At 63.6% G+C, this 17,830-nt stretch carries 17 protein-coding genes and 1 riboswitch; of the genes, 7 read left to right on the top strand and 10 right to left on the bottom strand.

Translation table 11 applies throughout. The annotated features are described in order from the left end of the window. Positions 1 to 123 precede the first annotated feature (123 nt). A complete protein-coding gene (locus tag IB277_RS26075) occupies positions 124 to 1,002 on the top strand; it encodes an ABC transporter permease (RefSeq protein WP_090295237.1) in 879 nt (292 codons plus the stop codon). Next, positions 999 to 1,793: an ABC transporter ATP-binding protein gene (locus IB277_RS26070; protein WP_034802864.1), complete on the top strand. Its 795-nt coding sequence runs from the start codon at positions 999 to 1,001 to the stop codon at positions 1,791 to 1,793. The genes IB277_RS26075 and IB277_RS26070 overlap by 4 nt, the downstream gene beginning before the upstream one ends. A gap of 63 nt (positions 1,794 to 1,856) precedes the next feature. On the opposite strand, the gene IB277_RS26065 is transcribed toward IB277_RS26070, so the two are convergent. Then, positions 1,857 to 2,498, bottom strand: coding sequence for a LysE family translocator (locus IB277_RS26065; RefSeq protein ID WP_090295236.1), 642 nt, complete (start codon positions 2,496 to 2,498; stop codon positions 1,857 to 1,859). 171 nt (positions 2,499 to 2,669) lie between these two features. On the opposite strand from IB277_RS26065, the gene IB277_RS26060 reads away from it, so the two are divergent. Next, a complete protein-coding gene (locus IB277_RS26060; RefSeq protein WP_034802869.1) occupies positions 2,670 to 3,887 on the top strand; it encodes an argininosuccinate synthase in 1,218 nt (405 codons plus the stop codon). Positions 3,888 to 3,986: 99 nt separating this feature from the next. Here IB277_RS26060 and IB277_RS26055 read toward each other — a convergent pair whose 3' ends face one another. The 5 genes from IB277_RS26055 to IB277_RS26035 form a co-directional block, all read right to left on the bottom strand. Then, the gene (locus IB277_RS26055) at positions 3,987 to 5,219 is read right to left on the bottom strand and encodes a multidrug effflux MFS transporter (RefSeq protein ID WP_060521468.1); all 1,233 of its coding nucleotides are present in this window, start codon (positions 5,217 to 5,219) and stop codon (positions 3,987 to 3,989) included. Continuing rightward, entirely contained in the window at positions 5,216 to 5,719 is a 504-nt protein-coding gene (locus IB277_RS26050; RefSeq protein ID WP_034803154.1) for a MarR family winged helix-turn-helix transcriptional regulator, read from the bottom strand. Before IB277_RS26050 ends, IB277_RS26055 begins: the two co-directional genes overlap by 4 nt. Positions 5,720 to 5,878: 159 nt before the next feature. Next, entirely contained in the window at positions 5,879 to 7,705 is a 1,827-nt protein-coding gene (locus IB277_RS26045) for an ABC-F family ATP-binding cassette domain-containing protein (RefSeq protein WP_090295234.1), read from the bottom strand. A gap of 3 nt (positions 7,706 to 7,708) precedes the next feature. Then, the gene (locus IB277_RS26040; protein ID WP_060586625.1) at positions 7,709 to 8,359 is read right to left on the bottom strand and encodes a thiamine diphosphokinase; all 651 of its coding nucleotides are present in this window, start codon (positions 8,357 to 8,359) and stop codon (positions 7,709 to 7,711) included. Positions 8,360 to 8,443: 84 nt separating this feature from the next. Next, the gene (locus tag IB277_RS26035) at positions 8,444 to 8,929 is read right to left on the bottom strand and encodes a GNAT family N-acetyltransferase (protein ID WP_060586552.1); all 486 of its coding nucleotides are present in this window, start codon (positions 8,927 to 8,929) and stop codon (positions 8,444 to 8,446) included. A gap of 135 nt (positions 8,930 to 9,064) precedes the next feature. Then, positions 9,065 to 9,183: riboswitch (TPP riboswitch) on the top strand. Positions 9,184 to 9,234: 51 nt separating this feature from the next. On the opposite strand from IB277_RS26035, the gene thiB reads away from it, so the two are divergent. The 4 genes from thiB (at position 9,235) to IB277_RS26015 (ending at position 14,425) form a co-directional block, all read left to right on the top strand. After that, a complete protein-coding gene (thiB, locus tag IB277_RS26030) occupies positions 9,235 to 10,263 on the top strand; it encodes a thiamine ABC transporter substrate binding subunit (protein ID WP_090295233.1) in 1,029 nt (342 codons plus the stop codon). A gap of 7 nt (positions 10,264 to 10,270) precedes the next feature. Beyond that, positions 10,271 to 11,896 carry a thiamine/thiamine pyrophosphate ABC transporter permease ThiP gene (gene thiP, locus IB277_RS26025; protein ID WP_255380607.1) on the top strand — a complete coding sequence of 542 codons (1,626 nt, stop codon included), beginning with the start codon at positions 10,271 to 10,273 and terminating at the stop codon, positions 11,894 to 11,896. Then, the gene (thiQ, locus tag IB277_RS26020; RefSeq protein ID WP_060586556.1) at positions 11,893 to 12,612 is read left to right on the top strand and encodes a thiamine ABC transporter ATP-binding protein; all 720 of its coding nucleotides are present in this window, start codon (positions 11,893 to 11,895) and stop codon (positions 12,610 to 12,612) included. The genes thiP and thiQ overlap by 4 nt, the downstream gene beginning before the upstream one ends. Before the next feature lie 301 nt (positions 12,613 to 12,913). Then, positions 12,914 to 14,425 carry a M48 family metalloprotease gene (locus tag IB277_RS26015; RefSeq protein WP_034802887.1) on the top strand — a complete coding sequence of 504 codons (1,512 nt, stop codon included), beginning with the start codon at positions 12,914 to 12,916 and terminating at the stop codon, positions 14,423 to 14,425. A gap of 218 nt (positions 14,426 to 14,643) precedes the next feature. On the opposite strand, the gene IB277_RS26010 is transcribed toward IB277_RS26015, so the two are convergent. The 4 genes from IB277_RS26010 to IB277_RS25995 form a co-directional block, all read right to left on the bottom strand. After that, complete coding sequence (locus IB277_RS26010; RefSeq protein ID WP_034802890.1) at positions 14,644 to 15,510, bottom strand: RNA polymerase factor sigma-32; 867 nt, start codon at positions 15,508 to 15,510, stop codon at positions 14,644 to 14,646. 310 nt (positions 15,511 to 15,820) lie between these two features. Next, entirely contained in the window at positions 15,821 to 16,390 is a 570-nt protein-coding gene (locus IB277_RS26005; RefSeq protein WP_034802893.1) for a CarD family transcriptional regulator, read from the bottom strand. Positions 16,391 to 16,801: 411 nt separating this feature from the next. Beyond that, positions 16,802 to 17,140 (bottom strand): ferredoxin FdxA, encoded by a 339-nt coding sequence (gene fdxA / locus IB277_RS26000; RefSeq protein ID WP_060521473.1) that lies wholly within the window; start codon positions 17,138 to 17,140, stop codon positions 16,802 to 16,804. Positions 17,141 to 17,410: 270 nt separating this feature from the next. Then, complete coding sequence (locus IB277_RS25995; protein WP_060521474.1) at positions 17,411 to 17,824, bottom strand: RNA-binding S4 domain-containing protein; 414 nt, start codon at positions 17,822 to 17,824, stop codon at positions 17,411 to 17,413. Positions 17,825 to 17,830 lie beyond the last annotated feature (6 nt).

Here is a 17,830-nt window from a genome sequence, read left to right as displayed (position 1 = left end):
CACCGGAGGCCGCTCCAAGTTTCTAAGCCGCACATGCGCCCGGCCGTGCGCCCCATGTGCCAAGCGGGAGCGTCGCGCTCATAAGCACAATCAGGCGCGACAGGTAGAAAAGAGGGTCTGGGGTTGAGTCTAATTGCTTTCTGGGGAGCCGTGGAGCTGGGGCTGGTCTATGCCTTCGTTGCCCTCGGCGTCTTTCTCGCATTCCGGGTTCTCGATTTTCCCGACCTCACGGTCGACGGATCGTTTCCGCTGGGCGCCGCCGTCACCGCGGTGCTGATCATCGCCGGCGTCAATCCGTGGCTTGCCGCCTGCGTGGCGATGGTCGCGGGTGCCGCAGCCGGCATCGTCACGGCGATGCTCAACGTGCGCTTCAAGATCCTCAACCTGCTCGCCTCGATCCTGACGATGATCGCGCTGTTCTCGGTCAACCTGCGCGTCATGGGCAAGCCGAACGTCGCGCTGATCAACGCCGACACGATGCTGTCACCCTTCTACGGCCTCGGCTTGCGCGATTTCTACGTCCGGCCGCTGTTTATCGGCGTGCTCGTGGTCGTCGCCGTCATCATCGTCTGGCGCTTCCTTGAGAGCGATGCCGGCCTTGCGATGCGCGCCACTGGCGCCAATGCCCGCATGGCCCGCGCACAGGGCGTCGACACCAACCGCCAGATCTATCTCGGCATGGCAATCTCCAACGCGCTCGTCGCCTTCGGTGGCGCTTTGTTCGCCCAGACCAACGGCTTTGCCGACGTCACCTCGGGTGTCGGCACCATCGTCGTCGGGCTTGCGGCGGTCATCATCGGCGAGACGCTGCTCGGTGCCCGCGGCATCCTGATTGCGCTGATCGGCTGCGTGCTCGGCTCGATCCTCTACCGCATATCGATCCAGCTGGCGCTGTCGACCGACATGCTCGGCCTGCAGGCCTCCGACCTCAACTTCGTGACCGCGGCACTCGTCACCTTCGCCCTCGTCCTTCCCCGTCTGCGTCGTGGAGGTGCGGCATGATCAGCGTCAACAACATCGAGGTCATCTTCGGCAAGGGCACGCCGCTGCAGAAGCAGGCGCTGAACGGCGTCAGCCTGACGATCGAGCAGGGCTCCTTCGTCACCGTCATTGGCTCCAACGGCGCCGGCAAGTCGACGTTGCTCGGCGTGCTCGCCGGCGACGTGCTGCCGAGTGCCGGCCAGGTGACGATCGGCAAGACAGACGTCAGCCGCAAGGGTACCGCTGCGCGCGCGGGCCTCGTCGCTCGCGTCTTCCAGGATCCGCTGACCGGCAGCTGCGGCGCGCTCTCGATCGAGGAAAACCTGGCGCTTGCTGCCAAACGTGGCGAGGCTCGCGGCCTCACAGCCGCGCTCGGCCCGAAGCGCCGCGAACATTTCCGCGAGCGTATCGCCGAGCTCAACCTCGGCCTTGAAAACCGCATGGGCGACCGCATGGACCTTCTGTCCGGCGGCCAGCGCCAGGCGGTCTCGCTGGTCATGGCGACGCTCGCAGGCTCCGAAGTGCTGCTGCTCGACGAGCATACGGCAGCCCTCGACCCTGGCATGGCCGAGTTCGTGATGAACCTGACGCAGAAGATCGTCTCGGAGCGAAAGCTGACGACGATGATGGTCACCCATTCGATGCGCCAGGCACTCGACTACGGCCACCGCACCATCATGCTCCACGGCGGCGAGATCGTGCTCGACGTCGCCGGCGACAGCCGCAAGGAACTGCAGGTCGAGGACCTGATCGCCATGTTCCGCCGCATCCGCGGCCAGACGCTCGACGACGATGCGCTGCTGATCGGCTGAGTACAGAAGACTAATTCATAACAAGGCCCGGGCATCCAAGATGTCCGGGCTTTTTGTTTTTGTTTACCGAGCCGTCGTCATGAAAATCTTCACCGCAAACACCGAGAAGACGCCGGCGAAGCTGAAATTAAGTGCCCGCATCACGCCCTTATTGCGCTGCAGCCAGGAGGCAAGCCAGTCGGCGGTGAAGACGACCAGCATGTTCACCGGCATGCCGATGGCGATGAAGAACAGGCCGAGGAACAGAAGCTTGCCGGTGACCGAGGGATCATCGGCGCTGACGAACTGCGGCAGGAAGGTCATGAAGAAGATGATGACCTTGGGGTTCAACAGGTTCACCCAGAAGCCGGCCGAGATGTTGGCAAGCGCCTTGCCTTCCGTCGGCTCGACCTTCTGCACCGAAATGCTGGAGCCGAAGCGCATCGCCTGCACCGCAAGCCAGAGCAGGTAGGCGGCACCGCCGGTCTTGAGGATGGTGAATGCGGTTGGCGAGGCGGTGATCAGCGCCGAGATGCCGAACGCGACGAGCAGCGTATGCACGACGATGCCGAAGCTGGTGCCGAGCACGACGAAGAGCGCGGCCTTCTTGCCCTGGGCGAGCGCCCGGCTGATCGAAAGCGTCATGTCCGGACCGGGTGTGGCCGCCAGAAGCAGCGTCGCAGCGGCAAAGGTCAGGAGGGCCGGCAGGCTGGGAATGAAGTCCATCGTCGTTTCCTCGGCACGGGGGTCGCCTCCAGTAATCCTGCGCCTGCGCTTTTGCCAGCGGATTCGCATCGTCAAGCGTTCTAGCGCTTGTATCGCCGCAGGTTCTGGCTAAAGTGCCGCAGATTTGCACGCGGCATCGCCGCCCTCCCCAAGACCAGACGGACGGAAACCATGGCATCGCATAAAGACGTGAAAAAGGTCGTTCTCGCCTATTCGGGCGGTCTCGACACCTCGATCATCCTGAAGTGGCTGCAGACCGAACTCGGCGCGGAAGTCGTCACCTTCACCGCCGACCTCGGCCAGGGCGAAGAGCTCGAGCCGGCCCGCAAGAAGGCCGAAATGCTCGGCATCAAGGAGATCTACATCGAGGACGTCCGCGAGGAATTCGTCAAGGATTTCGTCTTCCCGATGTTCCGCGCCAACGCCGTCTATGAAGGCGTTTACCTGCTCGGCACCTCGATCGCCCGCCCGCTGATCTCCAAGCACCTGATCGATATCGCCAAGAAGACCGGCGCCGACGCGATCGCCCATGGCGCGACCGGCAAGGGCAACGACCAGGTTCGCTTCGAGCTTTCGGCCTATGCGCTGAACCCGGACATCAAGATCATCGCGCCGTGGCGCGACTGGTCGTTCAAGAGCCGCACCGACCTGCTCGAATTCGCCGAGAAGCATCAGATCCCGGTTGCCAAGGACAAGAAGGGCGAAGCGCCGTTCTCCGTCGACGCCAACCTGCTGCACTCCTCCTCCGAGGGCAAGGTTCTCGAAGACCCGGCACTGGAAGCCCCTGAGTACGTGCACATGCGCACGATCTCGCCGGAAGCCGCTCCCGACCAGGCCACCGTCATCAAGATCGGCTTCGAGCGCGGTGACGCCGTCTCGATCAACGGCGTACGCCTGTCGCCGGCAACCCTGCTTGCCAAGCTCAACGAGTACGGCCGCGACAACGGCATCGGCCGTCTCGACCTCGTCGAGAACCGCTTCGTCGGCATGAAGTCGCGCGGCGTCTACGAGACCCCCGGCGGCACCATCCTGCTCTCCGCGCACCGCGCAATCGAGAGCATCACGCTCGACCGCGGCGCCGCCCACCTCAAGGACGAGCTGATGCCGCGCTACGCCGAGCTGATCTATTACGGCTTCTGGTTCTCACCGGAGCGCGAGATGCTGCAGGCCGCAATCGACAAGAGCCAGGAGCATGTCGAAGGCGAAGTGACGTTGAAGCTCTACAAGGGCAACGTCATGGTCATCGGCCGTGAGAGCGACAAGTCGCTCTACTCCGACAAGCTCGTCACCTTCGAGGACGACCAGGGCGCCTACGACCAGAAGGATGCCGCCGGCTTCATCAAGCTCAACGCGCTGCGCCTGCGCACGCTGGCCGCGCGCAACCGCTAAGACGACGCGTTCTGAAAAAAGAAGCCTCCGCGACCCGTTCGCGGAGGCTTTTTCATATGCAGGCCGAAGCGGTATCGATGCCGATGCCGCACCAGATTTCTACTCCGCCGCTTCCGAAAGCGGATCCTTGACCGGCACGGCGAGCGGCTGCGAGCGAACATTGCGGCTATACCAGACATAGCTCAGGATGCAGACGAGGCCGAAGCATGGAATGATCGTGCCGAGCGCCAGCACCGGAGCGCCGACCGCAGCGGCGATCGCGCCACCAAGCAGCCCCGAGCCCATCTGTACGAAACCCATCACTGCCGACGCCGTGCCAGCGATGTCCGGAAACGGCGCCATCGCCGCCGTCATCATATAGGGCATGACGAAGGCGATGCCGAAGGCATAAATCCCGATCGGCAGCATGACCGAGAGGAAGCTCGGCTGCAGAATGTGCATGGTGTAGGCAAGCGCGAGGCTGGCCGCACCGATGAAGACGAGGCCGGCCGGCACCAGCGCCTGCGGCGTGAAACGCCGCATCAGCAGCCGCACCACCACGGTTCCCGAAAAGAAAAGGCCCGACTGCATCAGCATGCCGACGCCGAACTCGGTCGGTGTCAGCCCCACCGCATTGATCAGTACGAAGGGCAGCATGGTCGCCCAGGCATAAAGTGCGCCGACCGCTCCGCCGATCACAAGTGTCGAGGAAACGAAGCGGCTGTCGCTCACCAACCGCCGATAGGCCGCAAGGATGGGCTTCAAGTGGCCCTTGGCCGGATCCGGGGTCGCGGTCTCGGCCATGAAAAACTGCACGGTGAGACAGGCCATGGCGGCAAAGCCGACCATCAGGAAGAAGATCGACTGCCACCCGAAGAGACCGAGCGCCAGGCCGCCAAGCGTCGGGGACACGGCGGGTCCGAGGGCCAGCATCATGCCGATCATGTTCATGATGCGTGCGGCCTCAGTCCCGGTGAACTGGTCGCGCACGATCGCCCGCGCCACGGTCATCCCGACGGAGGCGCCGATGCCCTGCACCAGGCGGCCGGCCAAAAGCACCGCGACGGAAGGCGCAAAGGCCGCCATCAGGCTACCGACGAGGTAGATCGCCATGAAGATCAGCGTCGCGCGGCGGCGACCGATGACATCGGAGAGCGTGCCAGACACCAACTGGGCAAAGGCGAAGCCGGCGAAATAGAGCGACAGCGTCATCTTGATCGCCGCTTCGCTGGAGGAGAAGGCGCGCACCAGTTCAGGCATCGCCGGCGTATACAGCGCCATGGAAACGGGGCCGAGCGCCACCAGGAAGGCACCGATGATGCTTGTGCGCCGCTCGCTCATGCGACGCGTCATTGCGCGGCTCCGACCCGGACTTCGGCCTTCTCCGCTGTCTCCTTACCGGCAAGGCACGGATCGAGCTGACGCAAATTGTCACGCAGGATGCGCAGGTTGGAACAGAGAAGCGCGCGCGCTTCCGAGTCCAGCCCTTCCGTATAGGCATCCATCATTTCGCGAAGACCGGTCATCAGCTCGTTGAACAACGGACCGGCCTTTTCGGTGATGACGACATTCTTGGCGCGGCGATCCGCCGGATCGGGAACGCGGGCGACGAGCCCGTTCGCCTCCAGCCTGTCGAGATAGGCCGACAGCGTCATAGGCTCAATGCCCATGCGTGTGGCGATTTCGGCCTGTTTGATGCCCTCGGTGAGCGCCACCTGGATCAGCGTGCGCGCCTCGCCAGGCGTGATGCCCAGATCCATGGCATTGACCTTGCGGTCGAAGGCCCCGCGCAAGAGGCGCGAGACATCGGTCAGAAGCATTCCAATGGTTTCGGATTCTAGCTTGAAGGGCATCATGATCGTTCACAGGTGATATAATAAGTTTTACTTATCATACCCTGTGAAAACGTTCAACGCGGAAGGCCATCTTTCCCTTGCCAGTTTAACGGTAAAACTCGCAAGGATTCAACGTATTACCTTCGCAATCCCGCGCGGGACCGTCTTTGTTGTGTCTCAGCCCTCAAGCTCCTCGCGCAGCATTTCGAGTTCCAGCCATTCCTCTTCCATGCGAGCGAGGTCGGCACGCAGCTTTTCCAGCTCCTGCGCCAGCTTCGCAAAAGCATTTGGATCTTTTGTGAAAAGATTGGGGTCCGCCATCTTTTCTTCGCGCTTGGCAGCCTCGGCTTCCGCCTTGGCAATCTCTTTCGGCAGGTTTTCGAGCGCGAATTTCTGCTTGTAGGAAAGCTTACCCTTGGCAGCCTTCGGCGCTTCGGCGGCCGGTGCGGCTGCATCGGCCTTGGCCTTTTCCGCCTTCTCGGCCTTGCGCTTCTCCTCGATCGCGCCCTTGCGCTGCGCCATCATGTCGGAATAGCCGCCGGCATACTCGATCCAGCGTCCATCCGGCGCCTCCGGATTGGCCGGCGCAATCGTCGAGGTGACGGTGCGGTCGAGGAAGTCGCGGTCGTGGCTGACGAGGATGACAGTTCCGGCAAAACCGGCGACGATCTCCTGCAAAAGGTCGAGCGTCTCGATGTCGAGATCGTTGGTCGGCTCGTCGAGGATCAGAAGGTTGGTTGCTCGCGCGAGGATGCGCGCCAGCATCAGCCTTGCGCGCTCGCCGCCCGAAAGCTCGCGGATCGGGGTGCGCGCCTGCTCTGGCTGGAACAGGAAGTCCTTCATGTAGCCGGTGACGTGGCGCTGCTCGCCATTGACCAGCAGGTTGTCGCCGCGCCCGTCCGTCAGGTAGTGCGCCAGCGTGTCGTCGAGATTGAGGTCTTCGCGCTTCTGGTCAAGCGTCGCGATTTCGAGATTGGTGCCGAGCTTGACCGTGCCCGTATCCGGCTCGATCTGTCCGGTCAGGATCTTCAGGAGCGTCGTCTTGCCGGCGCCGTTCGGGCCGACCAGACCGATGCGGTCGCCGCGGTGCACGCGGATCGAGAACGGCGCGACGATGGTGCGCTCGCCATAGGCCTTGGTGACCTTCTCCGCCTCGATCACCAGCTTGCCCGATTCCTTGGCGTCGGCGGCCGTCGCCTGTACCGTTCCCTGCGGCCCCTTGTGGCCGCGATAGGTCGCCCGCATGGTCTGCAGCTCACCGAGGCGGCGCATGTTGCGCTTGCGTCGAGCGGTCACGCCGTAGCGCAGCCAATGTTCCTCGCGCTCGATCGCCTTGCCGAGCTTGTGCTGTTCCAGCTCCTCGGCCTCCAGCACCTCGTCACGCCAAGCCTCGAAATGGGCAAAGCCGCGGTCGAGCCGCCGCGACTGGCCACGGTCGAGCCAGACGGTCGCGGTCGAGACCTTCTCCAGGAAGCGCCGGTCGTGCGAGATCAGAACGAGCGCCGAACGGCTGCGGATCAGTTCGTCTTCCAGCCATTCGATCGTCGGCAGATCGAGATGGTTGGTCGGCTCGTCGAGCAGCAGGATATCCGGCTCCGGCGCCATGACACGGGCAAGCGCCGCGCGACGCGCCTCACCGCCCGAAAGGCGCTTCGGGTCTTCCTCGCCGGTCAACCCCAGGTGCTGCAGCAGATAGGCGACGCGATAGGGATCGTCACTCGGGCCGAGTCCTGCCTCGGCATAGGTCTGCACCGTGTCGTAGCCGTCGAAATCCGGCGCCTGGTGCAGATAGCGGATGGTCGCGGAGGGATGGCGGAAGATTTCGCCCGACTGCGCCTCGGCCAGGCCCGCGGCAATCTTCATCAGCGTCGACTTGCCCGAGCCGTTGCGGCCGACCAGACAGATGCGGTCGCCCGGTTCGACTTGAAAATTGGCGCCGGCTAGCAGCGGCGCGCCGCCGAAGGTGAGGAAGATGTCGTCGAGTTTCAGAATGGGAGGCGCCAAGGCTCAGGCTCCGGAAAGATCATAGGGGCGGGCGAGCACAATGGCGCGACCGCTCTGGAGAGTGAAGCGAAGGGGACCCTCCGCAACGTTGGAAACGGTTCGGGACGAGCCGAACGGCAAGGTGAAATCGTCGAGCGGATAGCGCGCATTGACGATCGAAAGACCGGTAAGCTCGGTCAACCCGAGCACCGAGAAGAGGCAGCCCTTGGGTAGGTCGAGGTCGAGCGAGCCGGCCAGCAGCGGATAGGCCTCTTCCTCGCCCGAGGTCATCAACACGGAAAGGCCACGCTCGGCAAGGGCGACGGCATGCAGCAGGTGCATGAAGGCGTGATCGCTGCGGGTACCGCCGAGGGCGCCGGCGAAAATCAGGCGATCGGCTCCACGCGACAGCGCCGCCTCGACCGCGATCTCCCCGTCCGTCGCGGCCTTCGCCGCCGGATAGGGCTCGCGCGGGACGGAGGCGTAGTCCGCAAGAAGGGCTTCCTCGGTCGAGTCGAAATCACCGACCCAGACATCCGGCACGATGCCGAGCAATCGGGCATGGCGCATGCCGCCGTCAGCCGCAATGAAGCGACTTGCGGCCAGCTGGTGAGCCAGCCGGTCGGTCAGCGAAAGGGCGCCGCCAAGCAGAATGGTGAAGGTCGATCGAGCCATGGCAAAGCCCATAGCGCAAAGGACCGCCGAAGGAAAACGAAGAAAACCGTCGAACGAGCGGTTCTCGATATTTTGGTCAGACCATCAATGCCCCTCGGGCACCGGATCGGGAAAAAGCATGCCGGCATAAATGCCGGGGGTCGAATCCGGAATTTCGACGGCGCCGGCCACCCGCTCGTAGAACTTCGCCGGCCCGACGCCGCCGATAATCGCGTAGCCATAGCCGGCCTCGCGCATGGCCGTGAGGCTTGCAAGCAACAGTGCCTCACCGATCCCCTGCCCGCGCATGCTTTCGTCGACGCCGGTCGGACCGAAGAAGCCGAGTGCCGTTACGTCGTGGCAGGAAAAGCCGACGATCTTTTCGTCATGGACAGCGACGTGCATGCGCGTCGGGGTGGAGGAAAAGGCGGCTTCCGCCTCGCCCGCCCATCCGGCACCGAAAGTCTTTTCAATCCAGGAAACGACCAGGCGGCGCTCCGGCGCCATGGCGCGGCGAATGCTGATGCCAAGGCCAAGCTTCGACTGAGGTTCAGCCGGCAGGGCATAAAGTCGAACAAGCATATCGGGCATGACATTTCCTCCTCGCTGCCGTTGTGTAGCGCAGTTGGCGGCATACGCAAACACGAGCCATTGTGCTGGCCAGGCGTCCCCTTGCTTCGCCGTAAACATCGCTTGCCATGGGACCGAGGCAGCGGTAAATCTCTTGCCGCTCTAACGGGGTGCCTCCCGACCGCATTGCGGCCGGAGGCTGAGAGGCGTCAAAACGCCAACCCGCGGAACCTGATCCGGCTCATACCGGCGGAGGGATTAGACGCGATCGGATCGATACGCCCTTTTCCCATGCAACAACGAACTTTGGGAGAGAGGTCCTCGCCATGTCCAATTCATCGCAACTTAAATTCTTTAGCCGGCTAGCCCTTGCGACGGCCGCGAGCCTTGTTTTCTCCGGCGCCGCGACCGCCGCCGACAAGACGCTGACGGTGTACACCTATGAGAGCTTTATCACCGAATGGGGCCCGGGCGCCAAGGTCGCAGAAGCCTTCGAGAAGACCTGCGAATGCAAGGTCAACTATGTCGGCGTGGCCGACGGCGTCGAGCTGCTCACCCGCCTGAAGCTCGAAGGCGAGGCTTCCAAGGCCGACATCGTGCTTGGCCTCGACACCAACCTCGTTGCGGAAGCCAAGGCAACGGGCTTCTTCGCGCCGCACGGCGTCGAGGCAACCGGCGTCACCGTTCCCGGCAACTTCTCCGACGACACGTTCCTGCCCTATGACTACGGCCACTTCGCCGTCGTCTACGACACCGAGACGCTGAAGACGCCGCCGAAGAGCCTGAAGGAGCTGGTAGAAGGCGACCCGTCGCAGAAGATCGTCATCGAGGATCCGCGTACGTCGACGCCGGGCCTCGGCCTCCTGCTCTGGGTCAAGGCCGTCTATGGCGATGAGGCGGGTGCCGCCTGGACGAAGCTGAAGGACCGCGTTCTGACCGTCACCCCCGGCTGGTCGGAAGCCTATGGCCTCTTCACCAAGGGCGAGGCGCCGATGGTGCTGTCCTACACCACGTCGCCGGCCTACCACATGGTCGCGGAAAACACCGAGCGCTATCAGGCCGCTGCCTTCTCCGAAGGGCACTACATCCAGATCGAAGTCGCCGGCATGACCAAGAACGCCAAGGAGCCGGAACTGGCAAAGCAGTTCCTCGCCTTCATGACCGGTCCGGACTTCCAGTCGATCATCCCGACGACGAACTGGATGATGCCGGTCGCAGCGACCAAGGAGCCGCTGCCGGACGCCTTCAATAAGCTGGTCAAGCCGGAAAACACCTTCCTCCTGCCCTCGGAGGACGTCGCCAAGAACCGCAAGGCCTGGATCGACGAATGGCTTGCCGCCATGAGCAAGAACTGAGGCCGGATTGTTCGCACTGCGCGAAAATCGTATGACAGTGGTCGCCGGGGCAGCCTGCCTCGGCGTCTTCGTCCTTTTCGTCGGTCTTGCGATCGTCGCCTTGCTGAGCCAGACGGGCGGCGCGAGCGACGATGCGCTGTTCGACGCCTACATCTGGCGCGTCACCCGCTTCACGCTGCTGCAGGCGACCCTCTCGACGTTGCTGTCCGTGCTCTTTGCCATCCCCGTCGCCCGGGCGCTAGCGCGACGACCGCAGTTCCCCGGCCGCATCTGGCTGCTGCGCTTGATGGCGCTGCCACTCGGACTGCCGGTTCTGGTTGGCGCACTCGGGCTGATCGAGATCTGGGGGCGGCAGGGTTTCCTCAATTCCGGCCTACGCTGGCTCGGCCTCGCGCAGCCCGTCAGCATTTACGGCCTGTTCGGCATCCTGCTTGCCCACGTCTTCTTCAACATGCCGCTTGCAGCGCGCCTGTTCCTGGCCGGGCTCGAGCGCATCCCCGCCGAATACTGGCGCAGCGCCGCCAATCTCGGCATGCCGTCACGCGCACTCTTTCGCTTCATCGAATGGCCCGTGCTGCGCGGCCTCCTGCCGGGTGCCGCCGGCCTCGTCTTCATGCTCTGCGCCACCAGCTTCACCCTCGTGCTGACGCTCGGCGGCGGGCCTGCGGCCAGCACAATCGAAGTGGCGATCTACCAGGCGCTGCGTTTCGATTTCGATCCGCCGCGCGCGATCGCGCTGTCAGCCCTGCAGATCGCCATGACCGGCCTGCTGCTGCTCCTGCTTCGTCATCTGGCGACCGAGCCGGAAGAGGGCATGACCGGTGGCCGCACTGTGCGCCGTTTCGATGGCGCGTCAAGGATCGCGCGCCTGAGTGATGGCACCTGGATCACGCTTGCCTTTCTGTTTCTCGGCGCGCCGCTGGTCGCGGTTCTCATCTCCGGACTCGAAGCCGATCTGCTGAAGCTCGCCCGCGATCCGGCGGTGCACCGGGCGCTGCGGACGAGTGCGGCAATCGCGCTCGCCTCGGCACTCGCCTCCGTCACCATGGCAGCCGTGATGATCCGGGCGGCGGCAACCGCCACCGCGCCGCGTCACGCGACGTCGCTCTCCCGCGGCTTTGCCGGTGCCATCGGTGCCAGCACCTCGCTGATCCTCTTGGTGCCGCCGGTGGTGCTCGGCGCCGGATGGTTTCTGCTTTTGCGTCCCTTCGGTGACGTCGCGCGCTTTGCACCTGCCATCGTCGTTGCGATCAACGCGCTGATGGCGCTGCCCTTCGTCCACCGCATCCTCGCGCCGGCAATGGCGACCCATGCGGCACGGTCCGAACGGCTGACGGCAAGCCTTGGCATTCGTGGTTTTGATCGTCTGCGATGGATCGACTTTCCGGCGCTGCGCAAGCCGCTATTGATGGCCCTTTCCTTCGCCATGGCGCTGTCGCTCGGCGACCTCGGCGCCGTCGCTCTCTTCGGCAGCCAAGACATGGTGACGCTGCCGTGGCTGCTCTATAGCCGTATGGGCAGCTACCGCACCGCCGACGCCGCCGGTCTCGCCCTTTTCCTCGGGCTTCTCTGCCTGATATTCACCATCCTCGGCACGGCCAATGACAGCCGGCCGGAAGGACGCAAAGCATGATCGATCCCGTTCCCGCGATAGAGTTGCGCGATGTCGAGGTCCGTTTCGAAACGGCCAAGCTCACCTTCGATTGCACCATCGCCAAGGGGGGCATCGTCGCTGTCGCCGGTGCCTCGGGCTCCGGCAAATCGACGCTGCTCCACCTCATTGCCGGGTTCGAGGATCCCGATCGCGGCGAGGTGCGCATTCTCGGCGAGAACGTTGCCGATCGGGCGCCGTCGGAACGGCCGGTCTCGATGATCTTCCAGGACAACAACCTCTTCGCCCATCTCGACGTCGCGACCAACATCGGACTCGGCATCGACCCGGCGCTTCGGCTGAGCGCAACCGACCGCGAGAAGATTGAAGACGCGCTCCGCCGCGTCGGGCTCGAAGGCTTCGGGAAAAGGCTGCCGCCGACGCTTTCAGGCGGCGAGCGCCAGCGCGTCGCCCTCGCCCGCGCGCTTGTGCGAAAGCGCCCCCTGCTGCTGCTCGACGAGCCCTTCGCAGCGCTTGATCCCGGCATGCGCGCCGGCATGCGCACGCTCCTGCGGGAACTGCACGAGGAGGAAGGCAACACGATCCTGGTGATCACACACCATCCCGAAGACGTGAAGGCCCTGGCCGACGGCGTGCTTTTTCTCGACCAGGGGCGTATCATCGCAAACGACACCCTCGACCGCTTCCTGGCGCGGCGGGACAATGCGGCGATCGACCGCTTTCTCGGCAATACTTGAAGGACGGATCGGATTCTCCACGCCCTTGGCCGATTGCCACAATTTGACCGCGGCGCCATGCGACGCGCGAAATATCCGGCAAGGGCGCGAATATTCCCGCATCCGTTGCCGTGATACCACGGGGCAACTATTTCTACCGAGACAAACTAGGCAGGTGGCGCTGAAATCAGATACAGCAAGACCAGGACTGAGAGGTCGCGGCAGAGCAACGCTGCCGGGCTGAAAAAGTAGGACTTTCAACGCTGTCGTACCACTTGTCCGCAGGATGCGGGCGGAGCGATGGATGGGAACGGGCTGAGGCATGGAGAGGCATACAGTCACACACGACCGGTTCCCGCCGAAGGGCGGACGGCTGCGTGGACGCGCCGTGGTTGCATTGCTTGCGACCACGCTCCTTTCCGCATGCCAATCCGTGATCGAGCAGACCTACCAGCCGACCGTTTCGCCCTCCTCCAATCCGCAGATCGTCGAGGAAGTCCAGAAGAACGATCCGCGGGCGCAGCTGGGCGCGCGCGAACATCCGCGCATCGTCGCAAGCTACGGCGGCGAGTACAAGGACGCCAAGACCGAGCGCCTGGTCGCGCGCATCACCGGCGCGCTGACGGCGGTCTCCGAGAATCCGCAGCAGTCCTATCGCATCACCATCCTGAACTCGCCGGCGATCAACGCCTTCGCGCTGCCCGGTGGTTATCTCTATGTCACCCGCGGCCTGCTGGCGCTTGCCAACGATGCCTCCGAGGTCGCAGCCGTGCTGTCGCACGAGATGGCGCACGTCACCGCCAACCACGGCATCGAGCGTCAGCAGCGCGAGGAAGCCGAAGTGATCGCCAGCCGCGTGGTCTCCGAAGTCCTCTCCTCCGATATCGCCGGCAAGCAGGCGCTCGCGCGCGGCAAGCTCCGGCTCGCGGCCTTCTCGCGCAACCAGGAACTTCAGGCCGACGTGATCGGCGTGCGCATGCTCGGCGAAGCCGGCTACGACCCCTATGCAGCGGCGCGCTTCCTCGATTCGATGGCCGCCTATAGCCGCTTCACGGCGGTCGATCCGGAATCCGACCAGAGCCTCGACTTCCTGTCAAGCCACCCGAACGCGCCGCAGCGTGTCGATCTCGCGCGTCGGCACGCCCGCGCCTTCGGTCCGGAAGGCACCAGCGGCGACCGCGGTCGCGACTATTATCTCGCCGGCATCGACGGCCTGCTCTATGGCGACAGCCCGCAGGAGGGCTACGTGCGCGGCCAGACCTTCCTGCACGGCCAGCTCGGCATCCGCTTCGACGTGCCCGCCGGGTTCCAGATCGACAACAAGGCCGAAGCGGTTCTGGCGACCGGCGCCGGCGACATCGCCGTGCGCTTCGATGGCGTCGCCGACACGGGCGGCCGAAGCCTGACGGACTATATCGCCAGCGGCTGGGTCACCGGCCTGAAGCCCGACACGATCCGGCAGATCAGCGTCAACGGCCTGGAAGCCGCAACCGCGCGCGCCTCCGCCGACCGCTGGGATTTCGACGTGACGGTCATCCGCATCGACACGCGGATCTACCGCTTCCTGACCGCCGTGCCCAAGGGGTCGAGCGCACTCGAGCCGACCGCAAACCAGTTGCGCAGCACGTTCCGCCGCATGACGGCCGCTGAGACGCAGTCGCTGAAGCCGCTGCGGATCCGGGTGGTGACGGTCCGGCCCGGCGACACGATCACCACGTTGTCGGCCCGCATGATGGGAACCGATCGTAAGCTCGACCTCTTCCGGGTGATCAATGCGATGCAGGTCAGCTCGACGGTGAAGCCGGGCGACAGGGTGAAGATCGTTTCCGAATAGGATTGAGACAGGCGCAGCTGAAGCGCGTTCGGTTGCGGGCGTGAATTGCCTGCCATCTGCTAGGCAAGCACGTCGCGAGGCGCCTGAACGGTCACGAACGAAAGCACGCTGCGCCAATCGTCATCGCCAAATTGACAGCGGACAGTGCCGCTTCCCGGCGCAATGCGGGGTTCCGGCGAATAGTACGGGCATGGCGGCAGACGGTCGGCGTCAGGCGGTCAATGAATGCCTGCGGTCAGCGCCGGCGCTCGCGTCGCCAAGGCCGCCCGGAGCTTCTCCAGCGCCCGAGTTTCGATCTGGCGCACACGTTCCTTGGATATGCCGAGATCGATGCCGAGCTCTTCGAGCGTCGCTCCTTCTTCCGTCAGCCGCCGGGCGCGGATGATGCGCATTTCGCGCTCCGTCAGCGCGCACAGCGCGTCGCGCAGCCACACACGTGCCCGTTCGCCGTCGATCATCTCGCTCACCTGCTCGTCCGGCAGCGGCGCGTCGCTGGCGAGGAAATCCAGCCGTTCACCGCCATCGGAATCACTGCCGCCGACCGGCGCCTGCAGCGAGGTGTCGCTGCCGGAGAGACGTGCATCCATCGTCTGCACGTCGGCGATACTGACGCCGAGGGCAGCCGCAATCTCCTCATGCATAGCCTGCGATGTAAGCTGCCTGTCGCCCTGGGCAAGCCGGGCGCGAAGACGCCGAAGGTTGAAGAACAGGGCCTTCTGCGCCGAACTGGTGCCACCGCGGACGATCGACCAGTTGCGCAGGACATAGTCCTGCATCGACGCTCGGATCCACCAGGTGGCATAGGTGGAGAAGCGGACCTCGCGGCTCGGCTCGAAACGGGCCGCCGCCTCCAGGAGACCGATATGGCCCTCCTGGACGAGATCGCCCATCGGCAGCCCGAAATTGCGAAACTTCGCGGCCATCGAGATTACCAGACGCATATGCGACATGGCGATCTTGTTGCGGGCTTCCTGATCGTTGTCGTTTCGCCAGGCTTGCGCCAGCTTGTGCTCCTCGTCGCGCTCGAGATAGGGCGCCTCCATTGCGATCTTGATCATCCGCCGGTCTGCAGTGAGAGTCTTCATCGATCACTCCGTGACTGGCGCCGGGCGCCATTGCGTGTGAAGTCCAAAAGGCCGGACGGATGCAGTGTCCGGCAGCAGGGGGCGTCTCGCGCCGCGATGTCGAAACTTGAAGAAACGACGCGGCGCCCTAACTTCGAAGTCACGAACCTGAACGGTGACGGGATCACAGAAGCAAGATCGCCCGGCGCGAAAGCGGCGCGCTTCTGCCGGCCTTTATAAATGCGCCCGGACGGCAAAAGTTCCATGCGATCAAAGAAAAAGCCCGGCGCGATGGCCGGGCTTTTTGGTAGTCTCAGTGCAGTCGGACAGCTTATGCAGCTTCGTCCTGAGCGTCGTCTTCGTCGATCGCCTTGCCGCGCTTCGGACCCTTGCTGAGGTTGGCCTCGACGAGGCGAACAGCTTCGGTTTCCGACATCTTGTTGACGGCAGCGATTTCGCGCGCCATGCGGTCGAGGGCAGCTTCGTAGAGCTGGCGTTCGGAATAGGACTGTTCCGGCTGGTTTTCGGCGCGGTAGAGATCGCGCACGACTTCCGCGATGGAAATCAGGTCGCCGGAATTGATCTTGGCATCGTATTCCTGGGCGCGGCGCGACCACATGGTGCGCTTCACGCGAGCCTTGCCCTGCACAACCTTCAACGCGCGGTCGACGAAATCGGTTTCGGAGAGCTTGCGCATGCCGATGCTGACGGCCTTGGCCACTGGCACTTTCAGGCGCATCTTGTCCTTCTCGAAATCGATGACAAAAAGCTCAAGCTTCATGCCGGCGACTTCCTGCTCTTCGATCGCCACGATCTGGCCAACGCCGTGGGCCGGATAGACGATCGATTCACCGGTCTTGAAGCCCTGGCGTGTCGAAGATTTTTTCTGCTGGGTCGTCATTCGTTTCAAAAACTCCCTGTTTCGCGCCGGCCATTCTGGCCGGGGCCGGGTCAGTGAGGCCCGGGATAGACGGGGATACCGCCGGGTGGGTACATCCTGGTCCGTCCAAGGAATGCAAACAGCCTCATAAAATGCGGTCACAACAGAGCAACGCCATGTTGCGTACTAGGGAGAAACCGCGTTTTGGAGATCGTTTGCTTTCGTGATGGTTTTCGGGCGCGCAAAAACACCCTCTGTGGATCAGTAGAAGGAACCTATCACAAAAAAGTGCCGAAATCAATAATTTGCTGCATGGCAGCCATCAAGCCACCATTCTCGCAACTGCGAGCGCGGCTCGTGTTTTCCCCAGCTTTGCGCCCCGGGGGCAGCTTTGCTTCGTCAGCCTCGACGAACGGCGGCGACCGCTTCGTCTCAGTCGCCCTGGCCCGGCTCGGTCGAGAAGAACTTCTCGTACTTGGCTTCGACGCCGTCCATCTCCTTCGCTTCCGGCATCGGATCGCGCTTGACGGTGATGTTCGGCCACTTCGAAGCGAAATCCGCGTTCAGTTTCAGCCACATATCAAGACCCGGCTCGGTATCCGGCTTGATCGCCTCGGCAGGACATTCCGGCTCGCAAACGCCACAATCGATGCACTCGTCGGGATGAATGACGAGGAAATTCTCACCCTCGTAGAAGCAGTCCACGGGGCAGACTTCGACACAGTCCGTATACTTGCAGCGAATGCAATTGTCGGTCACGACATACGTCATGAGGTACTCCAGCCAATGCTCACGTTTGATGGCAGACGGCAATCAATGGTGATGCTCGTCGTCCGCGCATGCTAGGAATGTCCGGCGCGCATAGCTGCCGAAGCAAACCCGATGCACCCAACGTGGGTCTGTCAGGTAAAGGCTTTATGGACCCTTTGCAAGAATATTCAATGCGCGAAACGCCACGGCAAAGGCAGAGTTTTCTAAAGGCTGTCGCGCAAAAGCGCGTCGTGTTTTACAGCCAGCGGCGGGCAGGGTTGGCGGCGCCCATCAGTCCTCGCGCGGATCGAAATCGGGCTTTAGCCGATCGGTTTCCCGCCGCTCCTTCTTCGTCGGCCGGCCCGCTCCGCGCTCGCGCGTGGCAAGCTCGTAGGCCGACAACTTCTCCTTCGGCTGCTCTGGCGTCAGATCGTCGTAAAGCAGACGCGCTTCCTCATAGGGACCGCGCCGCTCACCCGGGCCCAGGACCCGGACGATCAGACTGCGCCGGTCGAGCGCAAGTTCGAGCATATCGCCCGTCTTCAATTGAAACGACGACTGCGTCACGCGCTCGTCGTTGACGGCGACACGGCCATCCTCGATCGCCTTTTGCGCAAGCGATCGGGATTTGATCAGCCGCGTGAAAAACAGCCACTTGTCGAGACGCTGGCGCGATGCCGGGTTGGACGCAGGCTGTTTTTCCATGGTCTA

Source organism: Ensifer sp. ENS07, from assembly GCF_014852185.1.
In the GTDB taxonomy this organism is placed as follows: Bacteria; Pseudomonadota; Alphaproteobacteria; order Rhizobiales; family Rhizobiaceae; genus Ensifer; species Ensifer adhaerens.
The sequence above is the reverse complement of the archived record's forward strand: the minus strand, read 5'-3'. Positions and strand labels throughout refer to the sequence as shown.

Excerpts from the sequence above, each read along its gene's own strand:
- fdxA (WP_060521473.1), bottom strand. The coding sequence starts at position 17,140 with ATGACGTATGTCGTGACCGACAATTGCATTCGCTGCAAGTATACGGAC.
- thiQ (WP_060586556.1), top strand. The coding sequence starts at position 11,893 with ATGATCGATCCCGTTCCCGCGATAGAGTTGCGCGATGTCGAGGTCCGT.
- IB277_RS26040 (WP_060586625.1), bottom strand. The coding sequence starts at position 8,359 with ATGGCTCGATCGACCTTCACCATTCTGCTTGGCGGCGCCCTTTCGCTG.
- IB277_RS26070 (WP_034802864.1), top strand. The coding sequence starts at position 999 with ATGATCAGCGTCAACAACATCGAGGTCATCTTCGGCAAGGGCACGCCG.
- IB277_RS26015 (WP_034802887.1), top strand. The coding sequence starts at position 12,914 with ATGGAGAGGCATACAGTCACACACGACCGGTTCCCGCCGAAGGGCGGA.
- IB277_RS26010 (WP_034802890.1), bottom strand. The coding sequence starts at position 15,510 with ATGAAGACTCTCACTGCAGACCGGCGGATGATCAAGATCGCAATGGAG.
- IB277_RS26065 (WP_090295236.1), bottom strand. The coding sequence starts at position 2,498 with ATGGACTTCATTCCCAGCCTGCCGGCCCTCCTGACCTTTGCCGCTGCG.
- thiB (WP_090295233.1), top strand. The coding sequence starts at position 9,235 with ATGTCCAATTCATCGCAACTTAAATTCTTTAGCCGGCTAGCCCTTGCG.
- IB277_RS25995 (WP_060521474.1), bottom strand. The coding sequence starts at position 17,824 with ATGGAAAAACAGCCTGCGTCCAACCCGGCATCGCGCCAGCGTCTCGAC.
- IB277_RS26035 (WP_060586552.1), bottom strand. The coding sequence starts at position 8,929 with ATGCCCGATATGCTTGTTCGACTTTATGCCCTGCCGGCTGAACCTCAG.
- IB277_RS26055 (WP_060521468.1), bottom strand. The coding sequence starts at position 5,219 with ATGACGCGTCGCATGAGCGAGCGGCGCACAAGCATCATCGGTGCCTTC.
- IB277_RS26005 (WP_034802893.1), bottom strand. The coding sequence starts at position 16,390 with ATGACGACCCAGCAGAAAAAATCTTCGACACGCCAGGGCTTCAAGACC.
- IB277_RS26060 (WP_034802869.1), top strand. The coding sequence starts at position 2,670 with ATGGCATCGCATAAAGACGTGAAAAAGGTCGTTCTCGCCTATTCGGGC.
- IB277_RS26050 (WP_034803154.1), bottom strand. The coding sequence starts at position 5,719 with ATGCCCTTCAAGCTAGAATCCGAAACCATTGGAATGCTTCTGACCGAT.